The sequence below is a fragment of the Kineosporia sp. NBRC 101731 genome (assembly GCF_030269305.1).
Classification (GTDB): domain Bacteria; phylum Actinomycetota; class Actinomycetes; order Actinomycetales; family Kineosporiaceae; genus Kineosporia.
Genome location: NZ_BSTC01000001.1, coordinates 1,432,227 through 1,447,807, shown reverse-complemented (window position 1 = coordinate 1,447,807; position 15,581 = coordinate 1,432,227). Strand labels below are relative to the sequence as shown.

The window sequence follows — 15,581 nt, the reverse complement described above, 5'->3', positions numbered from 1 at the left end:
CGTTTCCATGAAATAGCAGTAACCGAACGAGCCACCTACGAGATCTTGCGGATGAAGTCGGACAGAATACGACCATGTACTTCACCGACCGAGGGATCGAGGAGCTCGAGCAGCGCCGCGGGGACGAAGAAGTGTCGTTCGCCTGGCTGGCCGAGCAGCTGAAGCATTTCGTCGACCTCAACCCGGATTTCGAGACCCCGGTCGAGCGACTGGCCACCTGGCTGGCCCGGCTCGACGACGATGACGACGAGGTCCAGTGAGCCGACTGCGCCTCGCCTCCAGCACCCCCGCCGGTGCGCCGGAGGTCAGGATCTGCGTCGTCGGTGACGCACTGGTCTCCGGGGTGGGCGACCCCAAGGCGCTGGGCTGGGTGGGCCGGGTCGCGGCCCGCACCCCTCAGGACGAGATGGCCCTGTCTGTCTATACTCTCGGCGTCCCTGGGGAGAATACGGCCGATCTGGGCACCCGCTGGTGGTCGGAGGCAGGGCGCCGTTTCGGCGACCACCAGGGCGAGCACCGCGTGGTGATCGGCCTGGGCCGGGCCGACATCGAGGCCGGCCTGAGCATCCCCCGCTCACGGCTGAACCTCGCCAACATGCTCGACGATGCGCACGCCCGCCGGCTACCCGCCTTCGTGGTCGGCCCGCCCCCGGCCGCCGACCACGCACTGAACCTCCGGATCGAAGAGCTGTCAGCCACTTTCGGCGACGTCTGCCGCCGTCGCAGCGTGCCCTACGTGGATTGCTTCGACCCGCTCTACGCGCACGAGGACTGGCTCACCGACCTGGCCGCCGGCGACGGTGAGCACCCCCGTCAGGCCGGTTACGGCCTGATCGCCTGGCTGGTGCTGCACAACGGCTGGTACGAGTGGCTCGGCGTGCCACGGCCCTAGAAAGAAATGAATGGAGGACGCATACCTGCTCGGCTCTGGGAGCCGAGCAGGTATGCGTCCTCCATCTTTCAGCGCGTGAACACGACCTTGCCCACCACGTCTCCCGACGCGAGTTTCTCGAAGCCCTCGCGAGCGCGTTCCAGGGGCAGCACCGTGTCGATCTGCGGGCGCACCCCGCTGGTGAGCAGGAAGTTCGCCAGGCGGCCGAGTTCCTCGCGGGTGCCCATGGTCGACCCGAGCACCCGTAGTTGCAGGAAGAAGATGCGGTTGAGCTCGGCGTTCTTCGGGGCGGCGCCGCTGGTGGCACCGCAGATCACGATCGCCCCGCCGGGCTTCAGCGACTTCACCGAGTGGCTCCAGGTGGCCGCGCCCACGGTCTCCATCACCGCGTCCACCCGCTCGGGCAGCCGGGCCCCGCTCTCGAAGGCCCGGTCGGCACCCAGCTGGACCGCCCGCGTCCGTTTGCCCTCGTCCCGGCTGGTCACCCAGACCCGCACCCCCGCGGCCCGGCCCAGCGCGATCAGCGCGGTCGCGACGCCACCGCCCGCACCCTGCACGAGGATCGTCTGGCCCGGCCGCACCTGCCCCTGGGTGAAGAGCATGCGGTAGGCGGTGAGCCAGGCCGTGGGCAGGCAGGCGGCTTCTTCCCAGCTCAGCCCGGCCGGCTTGGGTACCAGGTTGGCCTTCGGCACGATCACCTCGTCGGCGAGTGTGCCCTGGTGCACCTCGGAGAGCAGGCTGCGGCGCGGGTCGAGGGTCTCGTCTCCCGTCGGGATCAGGCCGACCGGGTCGCCGCTGATGACAGCGTGCACGATGACCTCGTTGCCGTCGTCGTCGAGCCCGGCACCGTCGCAGCCGAGGATCATCGGCAGACGTTCGTCGGGCAGGCCGACGCCGCGCAGGCTCCACAGGTCGTGATGGTTCAGGCCGGCGGCCTTCAGCCGGACCCGGGCCCAGCCCTCGGGCACGTCCGGGGCGGGGCGCTCTCCGACCTGCAGTGCGGAGATCGGGTCGTCGGCATCGGTTCTGGTGACGAAGGCAGCCAGCATGAGGACGACGCTAGTCCGGCCACCCCCGCGACCTCTAGGCCGGCCCGGTGACCACTCTCACACCGCGCAGGTCGATCTGGCCGGTTCCGAGCGGATCGCGGGGATCGATGTTCAGGTCGTCGTCGATGCCCGGGTGGCCGCCGGTGTGCCCGTGCGCGGAGGAGTAGTCGTCCCGCACGTCGATGACCTCGTGCAGGTCGGGCGGCAGGGCGTCGTCGTAGATCTCGCCCTCGACCGGCTCACCCTCGGGCCGCTGTTCCTCGCGGTTGTTCATGGCGGCCTCGACGGCGGCGGACAGGGAACCGGCCGCGGCATCGGCGCTGAGCAGCTGGCTGAGCACGTCACGGATCTGGGCGAGCCGGTTCAGGGCCTCACTGTGCGTGCCGGTGAGCGCGTCGAGGCGCTGGGCGGCCAGACCGTTGACGGCACCGGAGCGGCGCTGTGCGTCGTCGATCAGGTGCTCGGCGTGACGCACGGAGTCGAGCCGCAGCTGATCGGCCTCGGTGCGGGCCGAGGTGATGGTGATCTCGGCCTCGGTGCGGGCGCGGTTCAGCTCGTTCTCGGCGGCCTGCCGGGCCTCGTTCACCTCCCGGGTGGCCGTCTCGCGGGCGATCGTCAGCTCCTGCACAGCGCTGGCGCGGGCCTGTTCCAGGTCTTGCTTGGCCTCGGCCCGGGCCTGGGTGACAATGCGCTCGGCCTCGACCTGGGTCTCCTGCCGGAGCCGGATGATGTCGTCGCTGGCGCGCGCACGCTCCTGCTCGGCCTCCTCGTTGGCCAGCCGCAGGATCTGTGACATCCGGTCGCTGAGCTCGGCGTGCACCGGCTGGGGCTTGGGCGCGTTACGGAGTTCCTCGACCTGGGCCTGCAGTCTCTGGGTCTCCGCCACGGCCGCCTCGGCCCCGGCGCGGGCGCGCTGACCCTCGGCCCGCGCCACCGCGAGCTGCCGCTCGAGGGTGCTGAGTAACTCGTGCGTGCGGGTCATGTACTCCATGACCTGCTGCCGATTGAAACCTCGCACAGCGATGTCGAAGGAATCTTCCCGAGGTGCCCCGGATATGACCGGTCGATTCTCGTCCATGAGCCTTCACAGGGGTGGGAGCCGAAGTGTGATGCGAACTCTTCCGCGCACGGGCAACCTTATGCAACTGGTTGCCCAACAAATGCCGTTCAGGTCCGAGTTTGCGTCACACAGGGTCAGCTCCGGGCCACCCCTTCGTCCCGCGCGGCCTGCCCGACCGCCCTGGCCACCGCCGGGGCCACGCGTTCGTCGAAGACGCTGGGCACCACCTCACCCGCGGTGGGGTGGTCCACGCAGTGGGCGATCGCCTGGGCCGCGGCCAGCTTCATGCCCTCGGTGACGGCCGTGGCCCGCACGTCGAGCGCGCCGCGGAAGATGCCCGGGAAGGCGAGCACGTTGTTGATCTGGTTGGGGAAGTCGCTGCGCCCGGTACCGACCACCGCGGCGTAGCGGTGGGCCAGGTCCGGATGCACCTCGGGGGTGGGATTGGCCAGTGCGAACACGATCGACCCGGGGGCCATCGAGGCCACCACCGGCTCGGGCACCTGGCCTCCGCTGACCCCGATGTAGACGTCGGCCCCGGCCATCGCCACGGCCAGGTCACCGCTCAGCCGGCGCGGGTTGGAGCGTTCCGCGAGACCTTCCTTGTACCCGGCCAGATGCGCCCGGCCCCGCACCAGCACCCCCCGGCTGTCGCACACCACGATGTCCTCGATCCCGGCACCCGCCAGGATGCCGGCGATGGCCACACCGGCGGCCCCCGCCCCGGCCACGACGACCCGCAGCGCCTCCAGGTCCCGCCCGGTCACCCGGGCGGCGTTGGTCAGGGCCGCGAGCACGACCACCGCGGTGCCGTGCTGGTCGTCGTGGAACACCGGCAGGTCGAGCCGCTCACGCAACCGGGCCTCGATCTCGAAGCAGCGCGGCGCGGCGATGTCCTCCAGATTGATACCGCCGAAGGTCGGGGCCAGCCGGGCGACGGTGTCGACGATCTCGTCCGGATCGGTGGTGTCCAGGCAGATCGGCACGGCGTTGATGCCGGCGAAGTGCTTGAACAGCATCGCCTTACCCTCCATCACCGGCATCGCGGCGCCGGGGCCGATGTTCCCGAGACCGAGCACGGCCGTGCCGTCGGAGACCACGGCGACCGTATTACCGCGGCCGGTGTAGACGTCGAGCAGGTCCGGGTCGGCGGCGATGGCCAGGCAGATCTCGGCCACCCCCGGCGTGTAGGCGAGCGACAGGTCGTCACGGGTCCGCAGCGGCACCCGCAGTGCCGTCTCGATCTTGCCGCCCCGGTGCAGGGCGAACACCGGTGCCAGGGCGGTCACGGTGGGGAGGTCGGAATCAGTGCCGATGGGGCCGATGGGCATGTCAATGGTCACGCGAACACCTCGGGACAGGTTGGCGGAACGACGAAAAGACCGCCCGGGTGCGGCGATACGCACGCAGGTGAGGGCGGGAGATGCGCGGGCGGCGTGGTGGCGCCACCGGCCCAGGTGAACGGGGGTGACCCGTGGCGCCCATGGTGGCACAGCGATGCGCTCCTACGAGCACGTACGGTGTAACCGACCCCACCTTTCGTGATCAAGAAAAAGATCAAGGATTGAGGACGCGGATGAGCTCGCCTGCGGTGTACCGGCCACTGCTGCCGATCGGTCAGGTGATCGTGCGTGGCCGTTCGATGGAACCGTCCCTGCGGGACGGCGACCGGCTCCTGGTGCACTGGGGAGGTCGGCCCCAGGTGGGCCGGGTGGCGGTGGTGCGCCTGCCCGGCGACCGGCCGCTCTCGGTGAAACGGCTCTCGTTCCGCGAGGACGGCGGCTGGTGGGTGGAACGGGACAACCCGGCCGAGGGCGTCGATTCCTGGCAGGTGGGCGCGGTGCCGGAGGAAGACGTGCTGGCCGTGGTCCTGGTCCGGATCTGGCCCGACCCGGGCAGGATCACGGGCCCGCGACGCGCAGATCAACAGGGTGCGGAGTAGGTTACGAGTCCTCAGCCTCTAGCCTCGCGACAAGGAGTACCCATGCTCTCGCGGTTCCTCAACGCCTTCACCGCGGTCGAGGTCAGCGCCCACTGCGACCTCCCCTGCGGCGTCTACGACCCGGCCCAGGCCAAGATCGAGGCCCAGTCGGTCAAGGCCTGCATCGCGAAGTTCAACGCCTCGGACGACTCGGTGTTCAAGGAGCGCGCGATCTCGATCAAGGAGGAGCGCAGCGACCTGGTGAAGCATCACCTCTGGGTGCTGTGGACCGACTACTTCAAGCCCCCTCACTTCGAGAAGTACCCGCAGCTGCACGGCCTGTTCAACGAGGCCACCAAGCTCGCCGGTGCGGGTGGCACGAAGGGCAGCACCGACGAGGCCGTGGCCGACCAGCTGCTGGCCAAGATCGACGAGATCAGCACGATCTTCTGGGAGACCAAGGCTGCCGCCTGAGTCTTTTCCCGGTACGAACAGCGCCCGGTGGGTCCGATCGGACCCACCGGGCGCTGTCGTTTTCGGAAACGTGGGATGAATTCTGGCCATAGTGACCCACGCCACAGTGTTTACGAGTCGCGCTTTAAATGTAACAACTTGATAATGGACCAATCGGGCGTTGCGAGGGCAGTCTCAACGTCCCAGCTCCCTGGTCACGACGACGAGACCGGGTGAGCCCGTAGGAGATGGGGGGCGGAACGGGACCCCGCCGTCCATCTCCTACGGACCCGTCGAGGCCCGGCAGATGCCCATCAGAGGCCCTGGTGGCCCGCCAGAGGCCCTCGTGGCCGTCCAGCCCCAGCCAGACCTCAGGCCACCAGGCCCAGCCGCCGAAGTTCCACGGTGAGGTCGTGCGGGTTACTGGCCACTTCCATCCCGTCGTGCAGGCTCACCACGCCGTCGCGGATCAGCTCGACCAGGTGCATGTCGAACGACTGCATCCCGTAGAAGGCGCCCTCCTTGATCAGGTCGGTGATGGTGCTGGTCTTGTCCGGGTCGGAGATGGCGTCGGCGATGCGCCCGGTGTTCACGCACACTTCCATCGCGAGCGCCCGGCCCGAACCGTCGGCCCGCGGCACCAGGCGCTGGCAGATGATCCCGCGCAGCGACCCGGCCAGTGAGAGCCGGACCTGCTTCTGCTCATGAGGCGGGAAGAAGTCGATGATGCGGGAGATGGTCTCCTTCGCGTCCTGCGTGTGCAGGGTGGACATCACGAAGTGACCGGTCTCGGCCGCGGACAGTGCCGAGTGCACCGTCTCCTGATCACGCATCTCACCGATCAGGATGACGTCGGGGTCCTGCCGCATCGCGGCGCGCAGCGCCACCGAGAAGTTCTCGGTGTCCACCCGGACCTCCCGCTGGTTGACCATCGCCAGCTTGTCCTCGTGCAGGACCTCGATCGGGTCCTCCACGGTGACGAGGTGGACCTCCCTCTCGGTGTTGATCTTGTCGACCATGCCGGCGAGCGTGGTGGTCTTGCCCGAACCGGTGGGGCCGGTGACCAGCACCAGACCCCTGGGCTCCAGGGCGAGGCGGCCGATCACGTCGGGCACGCCGAGTTTCTCGAGCGGGATCGCGCCGACGTTGACGCGGCGGAACACCAGACCGGCCGACCCGCGCTGCCGGAAGGCATTCACCCGGAACCGGCCGACGCCGCTGAGGGAGTAGGCGAAGTCGGCCTCGTTGGTGCTCTGGAACGCCGCCCGCAGGTCGTCGCGCAGCACCTCGGCCACCATCGCCTCGGTGTCGGCCGGGGAGAGATCGGGCACGTCCAGGCGGCGCAGCTTGCCGTCGATACGGATGCGTGGCGGCGAACCGACCTTGCAGTGCAGGTCCGAGCCGTACAACTCGGACAGGGCCCGCAGGAAGGGCACCACGGAGACAGGAGGGCGGTTCACGGGTACTTCGATCGGCCGCCCTGAGCAACTCTTGAGAATCCTGGCCTGATCCCGGCACGATCACGGCCTGATCCCGGCCTGGCCGGAGCACCGGCCCGGGCATGAAATGATGGCGGGTAGTCGAGTGAAGGAGAAGTGCCATGAGCAAGCGCGGACGCAAGCGCCGCTCGCGCAAGGGCAGCGCGGCCAACCACGGTCGCCGTCCCAACGCCTGAGCCAACGCGCATCAGCGAAACACACAGAAGGCGTTGCCCCCTCACGGGAGCAACGCCTTCTGCTGTAAGCCTGTCGTACGGGCTGTCGTGTGGACCGGGTGCTAGCCGTTCAGCTCGATCCGGGCCTCGGTGATCTTGATCATGATGCGGTCGCGCAGGTCGGCGGGGGCCGTCTCCCGGCAGCAACGACGCACCAGGGCCTTGAGCGCTACGTCGAGGTCGTACTGCTGCAGGCAGGGCGAGCAGTCGTCGAGGTGCTGGCGGATCTGGTCCAGATCCGCCTCGCCGAGCTCACCGTCCAGGTATTCGTAGACCTGGTCGAGCACCTTGGAACAGTCGGGTTCATTGCAGCTGCTCATGCCGCACCATCCTCTGACCGCGCGGCGACGAAGCCGCGTTCCGCAGCGTACTCCTCGAGCAGGTCACGCAGCTGCCGCCGGCCGCGGTGCAGCCGCGACATGACCGTGCCGATCGGGGTGCCCATGATCTCGGCGATCTCCCGGTAGGCGAAGCCCTCGACATCGGCGAGGTAGACCGCGATGCGGAACTCCTCGGGGATGCGCTGAAGGGCCTCTTTCACGTCCGAGTCGGGCAGCCGGTCGAGTGCCTCGGCCTCGGCGGAACGCAGCCCGGACGAGGTGTGCGACCCGGCCCGCGCGATCTGCCAGTCCTCGATCTCGTCGGTCTGGGCCTGCTGGGGTTCGCGCTGCTTCTTGCGGTACGTGTTGATGTACGCATTCGTCAGGATCCGGTACAGCCAGGCCTTGAGGTTCGTACCTGGCTGGTACTGGTGGAAGGACGCGAACGCCTTGGTGAAGGTCTCCTGGACGAGATCCTCGGCGTCCGCGGGGTTACGCGTCATCCGGAGGGCCGCCGAGTAGAGCTGGTCCAGGTACTGCAGGGCATCCCGCTCGAAGCGGGCAGACCGCTCCTCGGGGTTCTCAGTCGCCGGTGCGCGACCCGCTTGGGCATCCATCACCGACGAGCCTAGCTGCACCGGAGCGGCTTTTCCCGCCCAGGTTCGCCCTGTGGACTGGCCGGACGACTGATTGGTCCCGGAAGACCGTTCTTCCACCGTCGTCACGAGTAGCAACGGCGCACTCCTCACTCTTCGCGGACGCCCATGAACAACCCCGCCATCACGATCACGGTGGCTGTCATGAGGGATGTACGTAGCGGTCACCGAAGGTCACGAACCCACCTGCCTGGATTCTCCGACACGCCCGGGCACGCGGGCCGATGATTACTTGCGCAGTGGTCACAACGCACGAAGCCGGGAGGTCATTCCGCTCCGTCGACCGCGGTTGGCAACGCTCTGGCCCATTCGGGTAGACGGGCAGCGACGGCGTCCGCGACGGGCCCGTACTTCTTCAGAGAGTGATCACCATCGACCCCGGCGACCTCGACGCCGGGCAGTTCCAGCGCCGCGATGTCGGGCCCCGAGCCGAACGCGTCGCGATGCCCCTGCACCACCAGCACATCGATACCGGCCTCGGCCGGCCGGGCCAGTTCGTGCGCCCGCGATTTTTCCGGGCGGCCCGGCGGATGAAGGGGGAAGGCCAGGCACAGCACCGCCCGGGCGCCGTGGGCGGCGGCGGTGCGGCAGGCCACCCGGGCCCCCGCGCTCCGTCCTCCGACCACGAGGGGCACCCCGGTCAGGGACGGCAGAGCGGGCAGGCCCTCCATCACGGCGTTCCAGCCGATGTCGAGCCGGGGCGGCGGCGAGGCGACCTTCTTGCCGGCCACCCGCCAGGGCTGCTCGACCAGCACGGCCTGCCAGCCGGCGGCCACGGCCCGATCGCGCACCGCGACCAGGTCGGCCGCGCCGATTCCGCCCCCGGCTCCGTGGCCGAGCACGATCCGGCCCACCGGTACCGCCTTCGGCGTCCAGAGATGGGCGCGGGCCGGGCCCAGCTCCGTCGGGATCTCGACCACGACCGACCCGAGCTCCCCCACCGGACGCTCCGCCTCGTCCTCAAGCACTCTGCTCGTCATCAGAACAGGGAATCCTCGACGGGACCGCCGAGCAACTCCCCGGTGGCCGGGTCGACCACGCCGATCAGGCTGTCGGCGGGGGCGGGCTCGAGCAGGGCCGGCCCGTCGTTGCGCACGGAGTTCACCCGGGTGGTGATCGGCAGCGCCGAGAACCGGCCCGCCGGAAGGCCGATCGTCAGATCACGGACGTCGTCGGCGGCCTTCACCTCCGGGTCCAGCCAGTCGGCCCAGCGGTCTTTCGGCAGCACCAGCGGCATCCGGTCGTGAATCGTGTCCAGACCGGGCTCGGCGGCGGTGGTGATGACGGCGAAGGTGACCAGCCAGGCGGCCGGGTCGTCCGGGTCCGCGGCCCGCTCGCGCCAGAACTCGTAGATCCCGGCCAGGGCCAGGCCGGGCGAACCGTCGGCGGGGCGCATGAAGAACGGCTGCTTGCGGGGCTTGCCCTTGGCGTCCTTCTCGGTCGGGCTGACCTGCCACTCGTACCAGCCGTCGGCCGGCACCAGGCAGCGCCGCGACAGCGCGGCCTTCTTGAAGGCGGGCTTGTCGAGCAGTGTCTCCAGCCGGGCGTTGATCATGCGGGCGCCCCCGGAGGCGTCCTTGCTCCACGACGGCACCAGCCCCCACCGCAGCGAGCGCAACTGCCGCACCGCGCGGGCCTCGTGCTGCGCGTCGTCGGCCAGGGCAGCCGTCACCAGGGCATCCACATCGAAGACGTCGGTCTGGTCGGCCGCCGTTCTCTCCAGCCGTTCGATCACCACGGGCACGGTGTCGGTGGGCGCGATGTTGTACTTCGCCTCCACCGCCCGGCCCTCCTCGAGATGGTCGAGATGGTCCTGCGTGACCTCGAACTCGGCGACGAGCTCCTCGTGACCGCGACTCGACGCGTACCGTCCGCACATGTGATCCAGCCTAAACGTCGCGGCGGGCTGTGAACCGGTGCTGATTTAGGTGCTTTTCCGGCCTGTCCGTTCGCGTCGGAGGGCGATCAGGAGTAGCAAAGGACCATGACGATCGTCCGCCGTATTGCCCGCCCCCTGCTTGCCGCTCCCCTGATCCAGTCCGGGGTCGAGGTCGCGCGTCATCCCGCCTCCCACGCCGAGGCCGCCAAGCCGGTGCTGAACCAGGTCTCGGGGCCCCTGCGCCTGCCGAACGACCCGGTGATGGTCGTGCGTTCCGCCGGTGCGGTGACCGCTGTGGCGGGTTCGCTGCTGGCCGTCGGCCGCCTGCCGCGGCTCTCCGCGCTGGCGATCGTGGCCACTGCCCCGGTGGTGCAGCCCATCGAGCCCTTCTGGAAGGAGAAGGACCCGACGCTGCGTCGCGAGAAGCAGGCCACGTTCGTGAAGACGCTCGGCCTGATCGGCGGCGCGCTGCTGGCGACGGTGGACACGCAGGGCAAGCCCAGCGTGGCGTACCGCGGCCGCAAGGCCCGCAAGGCCGCCGCCGTCGCGGTCCGGGAGGCCCGCGTGGACGCGTCCGAGTCGCTGATCGACGTGCGCGACTCCGGCCGCAAGGCCACGAAGAAGGCCAAGAAGGCCGCCCAGCAGGCCGCGAAGGACGCCGGCAGGACCAGCCGCCGGGCCCGCCGGAAGGCCGAGAAGGTGACGGCCAAGCAGTACGCCAAGGCTCAGAAGGCCGCTCGCAAGGCCGGGAACAGCCTGCACGGATAGCACCACCGCGGATTCCCCGGGCTGCACGGGCCCGGGGACATGGGGGCTGCCTCCGCCCGCCCACGGCGGATAGTCTCGTCGCTCGATACCTGTGTGCATGGTGAAGGCGATGACGGAAGTGGCGCGAGCGAAACGATGAGTAACCCGGTGAGCGACGAGGCGACAGAGAACTGGCCGGCCCCGACCGTGGAAGGCCCGGTCTCCGCGACGGTGTTCCTGCCCGGCTCCAAGTCGCTCACCAACCGGTATCTGGTGCTGGCCGCGATCGCCGACGAGCCGTCCCGGCTGCGCGCTCCCCTGCGGTCCCGCGACACGTTGCTCATGGCCGAGGCCGTGCGCAGCCTGGGCACGGACCTGCAGGACGCGGGCGCCACCGGGGCGTTCGGCGCCGACTGGCTGATCACCCCGGGGCGTCTGCGCGGCCCGGCCTCGATCAACGTCGGCCTGGCCGGCACGGTGATGCGTTTCGTGCCCCCGATCGCGGCCCTGGCCGACGGCGACATCTTCTTCGACGGCGACCCGCACGCCCGGGTCCGGCCGATGGGCCCGATCATCCAGGCCCTGCGCGGCCTCGGGATCGACGTGGACGACAACGGCGGCGGGCGTCTGCCGTTCACCGTGAAGGGCACCGGCTCGGTGCGGGGCGGCACGCTGGAGATCGATTCCTCGGCGTCGTCCCAGTTCGTCTCCGCGCTGCTGCTGGCCGGCGCCCGGTTCGAGGACGGCCTGACCCTGCGCCACGTCGGTGGTCAGGTGCCCAGCGAGCCGCACGTCACGATGACCGTCGAGGCCCTGCGCGACGTCGGCGTGGTGATCGACGACTCCGAGCCCGACGTGTGGCGGGTCGAGCCCGGCCGGGTCGGCGGCCTCGACGTGATGGTCGAGCCCGACCTCTCCAACGCCGCGCCGTTCCTGGCCGCGGCCATGGTCGCGGGCGGCCAGGTGACGATCCCGGGCTGGCCGCAGTACACCACCCAGGCGGGCGACCACCTGCGCGACCTGTTCGACGAGATGGGCGCCGACGTCACCCTCGACCGCGACGGGCTGACCGTGCGCGGCACCGGCGAGGTCTACGGCCTCGACGCCGACCTGAGCGCGGCCGGTGAGCTCACCCCCACGATCGCGGCGATCGCGGCCCTCGCCGGTACCCCGTCGCACCTACGTGGCATCGCACACCTGCGCGGCCACGAGACCGACCGGCTCAAGGCCCTGGCCACCGAGCTGAACCGGCTCGGCGGCAACGTCACCGAGACCGAGGACGGGCTGATCATCAAGCCGGCCCCGCTGCGCGGCGGGGTGTTCCACAGCTACGCCGACCACCGGATGGCCACGGCGGGTGCGGTGATCGGCCTGAAGGTGCCGGGCATCAGCGTGGAGGACATCGGCACCACCGCCAAGACCCTGCCGGAATTCACGCAGCTCTGGGAACGGATGCTGACCGGTCCGGACGGCGCCGGACACCCGTGAGTCCCCGGCGGCAGGGCCAGGACGACGAGTCCCAGATCCGGTTCCGGCCCAACCCCAAGGGAAACCGTCCCCGCACCAAGGAACGCCCGCTGCACGCCGACGCGGTGACGGCCCAGGTCGTCACCGTCGACCGGGGCCGGTTCGGCTGTCTGCTGGGCGGTTTCGGCAGTGACGCGGGCGACGACCTGGTGATCACCGCGATGAAGGCCCGCGAGCTGGGTCGCACCGCGGTGGTGGTCGGCGACCGGGTGGGCCTGGTCGGCGACGTGACCGGGTCGGCCGGCTCACTCGCCCGCATCGTCCGGGTCGAGCCCCGCACCTCACTGCTGCGGCGCAGCGCCGACGACACCGATGTGGTGGAGCGGGTGATCGTGGCGAACGCCGACCAGCTGGCCATCGTCACCGCGCTGGCCGACCCGGTGCCGCGCCCGCGCATGGTCGACCGCTGCCTGGTCGCGGCCTACGACGCCTCGCTCGACCCGCTGCTGGTGCTGACCAAGGCCGACCTGGCCGACCCGGCGGAGTTCACCGCCCAGTACGCGGCACTCGACGTGCCCTGGCTGGTCTCCGAGCGCTCGGACGAGGGCATCCAGGGACTCGACGCCGTGCGTGAACGCCTGGCCGGGCGCGTCACCGTGCTCGTCGGCCACTCCGGGGTGGGCAAGTCCACCCTGGTCAACGCCCTGACCGGGTCTGACCGGGCGATCGGCCGGGTCAACGACGTGACCGGCCGGGGCCGGCACACCTCCACCTCGGCCGTCGCGCTGCGGCTGCCCGGCGGGGGCTGGGTGGTGGACACCCCCGGCGTGCGTTCCTTCGGCCTGGGCCATGTCGACCCCGACCGCCTGGTCGGGGCCTTCCCCGAACTGGAGGCCGGCACCGACGAGTGCCCCCGTGGCTGCACCCATGACGAACCGGAGTGCGGGCTCGACGCGTGGGTGGCCGAGGGAAAGGCCGGGGCGTCCGGCCCGGCCCGGCTGGAGTCGTTCAGGCGGCTCCTGCGGGCGCGGGTGGGAACGCCCGACTACTGATTCGTCTGATTCGTCGAGGCGATCGAGTCTTTCCAGACCGCCTTGGCCCCGCTGTCGCCCACCCGGTAGGTCCAGGCGATGGACGCGACGCCGACCGCCAGGGTCAGCACGATCGAGGTGACCAGCTTCGGGGCGGAGGTGCGGGGCGCCTCGTCCCGGGTGCGCAGTAGCAGCCAGACGACGAGTGAGACCACGAACTGCGCGATCGCGAAGTAAATCAGGTACTGCGCAATGTCGCCGTGGTCCTTGGCCACCGGCTCGAATCCCGGATTACTGAGGCGAGCCTGGAGTTTCTCACCGGATTCCAGGGCCGCGTAGGTTGCGGCGGCGGCGAGAAGATTTCCCAGCACGGCCCACGGCAGCTCGCGGCGCCAGCGGGGACGGATCACGAACGCGACCGTGACCACCGACATCAGCGGTAGCAGCACGACGACGGCGTGGACGACAAGCGCGTGGACCGGCAAACCGTTGATGAGATCGAACATGGCGGGAAGCTTAAACCCTCAATCAATTCTCGGCGATGTATCAAAGGTTCTAGTACCTGCCTTTTCTTCGGCCCGGACACAGGAATTCCCAAGCCTTTTCCCAGCGATCGCACCGTTCACCACCGTGACCTCCGCGTGATCAAAGGGCTGTACCGTCGGCGGCTGTGGGCTATGAAGACGATCTCCGCCTTGCACACGTGCTCGCGGACCAGGTGGACTCGGTGACGCTGGCCCGGTTCCAGGCGGCAGACCTCCGGGTGGAGACGAAGCCCGACCTCACTCCGGTGAGCGACGCCGACCGCTCGGCCGAGGAGATGATCCGCACCCAACTGAAGCGCACGCGTCCGCGCGACTCGGTGCTCGGCGAGGAGTTCGGCGTGACCGGGAACAGCCCCCGGCAGTGGATCGTCGACCCGATCGACGGCACCAAGAACTTCGTGCGGGGTGTACCCGTGTGGGCCACCCTGATCGCACTGGTCGACAACGGGACGCCGGTGGTCGGCCTGGTCTCGGCCCCCGCCCTGCAGCGGCGCTGGTGGGCGAGCCAGGGCACGGGCGCCTGGACCGGGCGGAGCCTGACCAAGGCCCGGCGCATCCAGGTGTCGGGGGTCGCCGAACTGGATGACGCCTCGCTCTCCTACTCCTCGCTGGGCGGCTGGGACGAGCGAGGGCTGGGCGAGAACTTCGCCGAGCTGATGCGCACGGTGTGGCGCACCCGGGCCTACGGCGACTTCTGGTCGTACATGCTGCTGGCCGAGGGCGCCGTGGACATCGCCTGCGAACCGTCGCTGGAGCTGTACGACATGGCCGCGCTGGTGCCCATCGTGGTCGAGGCCGGCGGCGCGTTCACCTCGGTGGAGGGCAAGGACGGCCCGTTCGGCGGCAGCGCGGTGGCCACGAACAGCCTCCTCCACGCCGACACCCTGGGCCTGCTCACCAACGCCGCAAGCCCGGCCTGAAGTCTGGCCTGAAGTCTGGGTGCCAGCAGCGTGGCCCACAGGTCGAACCAGCCGTACCCACCGGCTGCGCCCGAGGGCGGGTTGCCCTGGCTGATCACGCCCAGCACCGGATCGAACGGCGCCCAGGCCCAGGTGTCCAGACGGGTGCCGAGCAACTCCAGATAGGTCACCACGACGAAGGCCCCGACGTAGAGCAGCCGGGCCCGGCCCCAGATCAGGAACCCGAGCAGGCAGAGGTACCAGAAGGCCCCGAGCATGTCCTGACGCTCCGCCAGGAAGAGACCGTGCACCGCCCAGGCACCGCCCACGAGCCCGGTCGCACCGACGAAGAACCGCGGGTGCGCCCTGATCAGGCGGCTGCGCCCGAGGGCGAGCGCGGCGAGGTAGACCAGGCCGTGGCCGGGCGGGACGAACAGCGGCACGGTGCCGATCCGGTACACGTAGGCCTCGAGCAGCGGCGAGAACGTGTACTCGACGATCGAGGCGAAGAGCACCACCAGCAGGGTCTGCCAGCGCACCAGCACGCTCTCGCGGCTCAGCAGGTACCCGAGCATCGCCCAGGTGCTCACGCCCAGCACCAGCTGGCGGGTCAGCTCACTGACCGGCAGGGATGCGACCGGCACGGCGTCGACCAGCAGAAACATGCCGATCCAGAGAAGCACTGCCCCGACGAGGACAAGTTCGGGATCGACGCGCCGCCGCCGCACCCTTCCTGTTTCTTCGTCCGTGATCATGCAGACATTCCCCGGGGAAGTGGGAGCACCTCCCGGCCCTCCAGGGGCTGGGGGATCGCCTGATCGCGGACGAAGAAGTGGGCACTCATGTTCACCAGGTTCGCAGAGCCAGGCGCCCCGGTGACCGGCAGGCTGACCAGGTCGGCCAGGTCTGCCAGGTCGGCCCAGCGCCCCGCTACCGGCACAATGGCCT

General features: G+C 69.9%; 19 protein-coding genes. 9 read left to right on the top strand and 10 right to left on the bottom strand.

Translation table 11 applies throughout. From position 1 onward, the window contains the following. The first annotated feature begins 74 nt into the window (after window positions 1-74). Entirely contained in the window at window positions 75-260 is a 186-nt protein-coding gene (locus QSK05_RS06440; protein WP_231480779.1) for a DUF6104 family protein, read from the top strand. Then, entirely contained in the window at window positions 257-892 is a 636-nt protein-coding gene (locus tag QSK05_RS06435; RefSeq protein WP_285594877.1) for a GDSL-type esterase/lipase family protein, read from the top strand. The genes QSK05_RS06440 and QSK05_RS06435 overlap by 4 nt, the downstream gene beginning before the upstream one ends. Before the next feature lie 68 nt (window positions 893-960). Here QSK05_RS06435 and QSK05_RS06430 read toward each other — a convergent pair whose 3' ends face one another. From QSK05_RS06430 to QSK05_RS06420, 3 genes are all read right to left on the bottom strand, one after another. Then, window positions 961-1,941, bottom strand: coding sequence for a zinc-binding dehydrogenase (locus QSK05_RS06430; protein WP_285594875.1), 981 nt, complete (start codon window positions 1,939-1,941; stop codon window positions 961-963). A 34-nt stretch (window positions 1,942-1,975) separates the two neighbouring features. Beyond that, a complete protein-coding gene (locus tag QSK05_RS06425) occupies window positions 1,976-2,932 on the bottom strand; it encodes a coiled-coil domain-containing protein (RefSeq protein WP_285594872.1) in 957 nt (318 codons plus the stop codon). A gap of 203 nt (window positions 2,933-3,135) precedes the next feature. After that, window positions 3,136-4,332, bottom strand: coding sequence for an NAD(P)-dependent malic enzyme (locus tag QSK05_RS06420; protein ID WP_352300317.1), 1,197 nt, complete (start codon window positions 4,330-4,332; stop codon window positions 3,136-3,138). 245 nt (window positions 4,333-4,577) lie between these two features. Between QSK05_RS06420 and QSK05_RS06415 the strand changes: the two genes are divergently transcribed. Further along, window positions 4,578-4,943, top strand: a complete 366-nt coding sequence (locus QSK05_RS06415) for a S24 family peptidase (protein ID WP_285594868.1) — start codon at window positions 4,578-4,580, stop codon at window positions 4,941-4,943. A 42-nt stretch (window positions 4,944-4,985) separates the two neighbouring features. Continuing rightward, window positions 4,986-5,396, top strand: coding sequence for a superoxide dismutase, Ni (sodN, locus tag QSK05_RS06410; protein WP_231480773.1), 411 nt, complete (start codon window positions 4,986-4,988; stop codon window positions 5,394-5,396). A gap of 350 nt (window positions 5,397-5,746) precedes the next feature. On the opposite strand, the gene QSK05_RS06405 is transcribed toward sodN, so the two are convergent. Then, on the bottom strand, window positions 5,747-6,835 hold the full coding sequence (locus QSK05_RS06405) for a type IV pilus twitching motility protein PilT (RefSeq protein ID WP_285594866.1): 1,089 nt from the start codon (window positions 6,833-6,835) through the stop codon (window positions 5,747-5,749). Between the two features lie 140 nt (window positions 6,836-6,975). Here QSK05_RS06405 and QSK05_RS36605 point away from each other — a divergent pair, with 140 nt between their 5' ends. Beyond that, complete coding sequence (locus tag QSK05_RS36605; RefSeq protein WP_370449906.1) at window positions 6,976-7,050, top strand: 50S ribosomal protein bL37; 75 nt, start codon at window positions 6,976-6,978, stop codon at window positions 7,048-7,050. A gap of 101 nt (window positions 7,051-7,151) precedes the next feature. On the opposite strand, the gene rsrA is transcribed toward QSK05_RS36605, so the two are convergent. From rsrA to QSK05_RS06385, 4 genes are all read right to left on the bottom strand, one after another. Then, window positions 7,152-7,409, bottom strand: a complete 258-nt coding sequence (gene rsrA / locus QSK05_RS06400) for a mycothiol system anti-sigma-R factor (protein ID WP_231480771.1) — start codon at window positions 7,407-7,409, stop codon at window positions 7,152-7,154. After that, window positions 7,406-8,143 carry a sigma-70 family RNA polymerase sigma factor gene (locus QSK05_RS06395; RefSeq protein WP_502879720.1) on the bottom strand — a complete coding sequence of 246 codons (738 nt, stop codon included), beginning with the start codon at window positions 8,141-8,143 and terminating at the stop codon, window positions 7,406-7,408. The genes rsrA and QSK05_RS06395 overlap by 4 nt, the downstream gene beginning before the upstream one ends. Window positions 8,144-8,331: 188 nt before the next feature. Then, entirely contained in the window at window positions 8,332-9,045 is a 714-nt protein-coding gene (locus tag QSK05_RS06390; protein ID WP_285594859.1) for an alpha/beta hydrolase family protein, read from the bottom strand. Beyond that, window positions 9,045-9,944: an SOS response-associated peptidase gene (locus tag QSK05_RS06385; RefSeq protein ID WP_285594856.1), complete on the bottom strand. Its 900-nt coding sequence runs from the start codon at window positions 9,942-9,944 to the stop codon at window positions 9,045-9,047. Before QSK05_RS06385 ends, QSK05_RS06390 begins: the two co-directional genes overlap by 1 nt. 105 nt (window positions 9,945-10,049) lie before the next feature. On the opposite strand from QSK05_RS06385, the gene QSK05_RS06380 reads away from it, so the two are divergent. The 3 genes from QSK05_RS06380 (at window position 10,050) to rsgA (ending at window position 13,210) form a co-directional block, all read left to right on the top strand. Continuing rightward, a complete protein-coding gene (locus QSK05_RS06380; RefSeq protein ID WP_285594855.1) occupies window positions 10,050-10,712 on the top strand; it encodes a DoxX family protein in 663 nt (220 codons plus the stop codon). Between the two features lie 135 nt (window positions 10,713-10,847). Then, window positions 10,848-12,179: a 3-phosphoshikimate 1-carboxyvinyltransferase gene (gene aroA, locus QSK05_RS06375; protein WP_502879719.1), complete on the top strand. Its 1,332-nt coding sequence runs from the start codon at window positions 10,848-10,850 to the stop codon at window positions 12,177-12,179. Continuing rightward, entirely contained in the window at window positions 12,176-13,210 is a 1,035-nt protein-coding gene (gene rsgA / locus QSK05_RS06370) for a ribosome small subunit-dependent GTPase A (protein ID WP_285594850.1), read from the top strand. Before aroA ends, rsgA begins: the two co-directional genes overlap by 4 nt. Here the strand turns inward: rsgA and QSK05_RS06365 are convergent. After that, complete coding sequence (locus QSK05_RS06365) at window positions 13,204-13,695, bottom strand: DUF2231 domain-containing protein (RefSeq protein WP_285594848.1); 492 nt, start codon at window positions 13,693-13,695, stop codon at window positions 13,204-13,206. The genes rsgA and QSK05_RS06365 overlap by 7 nt on opposite strands. 164 nt (window positions 13,696-13,859) lie before the next feature. Here QSK05_RS06365 and hisN point away from each other — a divergent pair, with 164 nt between their 5' ends. Continuing rightward, entirely contained in the window at window positions 13,860-14,654 is a 795-nt protein-coding gene (gene hisN / locus QSK05_RS06360) for a histidinol-phosphatase (RefSeq protein ID WP_285594846.1), read from the top strand. Between the two features lie 730 nt (window positions 14,655-15,384). On the opposite strand, the gene QSK05_RS06355 is transcribed toward hisN, so the two are convergent. After that, a complete protein-coding gene (locus QSK05_RS06355; RefSeq protein WP_285594843.1) occupies window positions 15,385-15,573 on the bottom strand; it encodes a hypothetical protein in 189 nt (62 codons plus the stop codon). Window positions 15,574-15,581 lie beyond the last annotated feature (8 nt).

Coding starts and splice junctions, on each gene's coding strand:
- QSK05_RS06385 (WP_285594856.1), bottom strand. CDS start 9,944: ATGTGCGGACGGTACGCGTCGAGTCGCGGTCACGAGGAGCTCGTCGCC.
- rsrA (WP_231480771.1), bottom strand. CDS start 7,409: ATGAGCAGCTGCAATGAACCCGACTGTTCCAAGGTGCTCGACCAGGTC.
- QSK05_RS06415 (WP_285594868.1), top strand. CDS start 4,578: ATGAGCTCGCCTGCGGTGTACCGGCCACTGCTGCCGATCGGTCAGGTG.
- QSK05_RS06430 (WP_285594875.1), bottom strand. CDS start 1,941: ATGCTGGCTGCCTTCGTCACCAGAACCGATGCCGACGACCCGATCTCC.
- QSK05_RS06390 (WP_285594859.1), bottom strand. CDS start 9,045: ATGACGAGCAGAGTGCTTGAGGACGAGGCGGAGCGTCCGGTGGGGGAG.
- QSK05_RS06420 (WP_352300317.1), bottom strand. CDS start 4,332: ATGCCCATCGGCCCCATCGGCACTGATTCCGACCTCCCCACCGTGACC.
- QSK05_RS06380 (WP_285594855.1), top strand. CDS start 10,050: ATGACGATCGTCCGCCGTATTGCCCGCCCCCTGCTTGCCGCTCCCCTG.
- QSK05_RS06440 (WP_231480779.1), top strand. CDS start 75: ATGTACTTCACCGACCGAGGGATCGAGGAGCTCGAGCAGCGCCGCGGG.
- aroA (WP_502879719.1), top strand. CDS start 10,848: ATGAGTAACCCGGTGAGCGACGAGGCGACAGAGAACTGGCCGGCCCCG.
- QSK05_RS06365 (WP_285594848.1), bottom strand. CDS start 13,695: ATGTTCGATCTCATCAACGGTTTGCCGGTCCACGCGCTTGTCGTCCAC.
- QSK05_RS06425 (WP_285594872.1), bottom strand. CDS start 2,932: ATGGAGTACATGACCCGCACGCACGAGTTACTCAGCACCCTCGAGCGG.
- sodN (WP_231480773.1), top strand. CDS start 4,986: ATGCTCTCGCGGTTCCTCAACGCCTTCACCGCGGTCGAGGTCAGCGCC.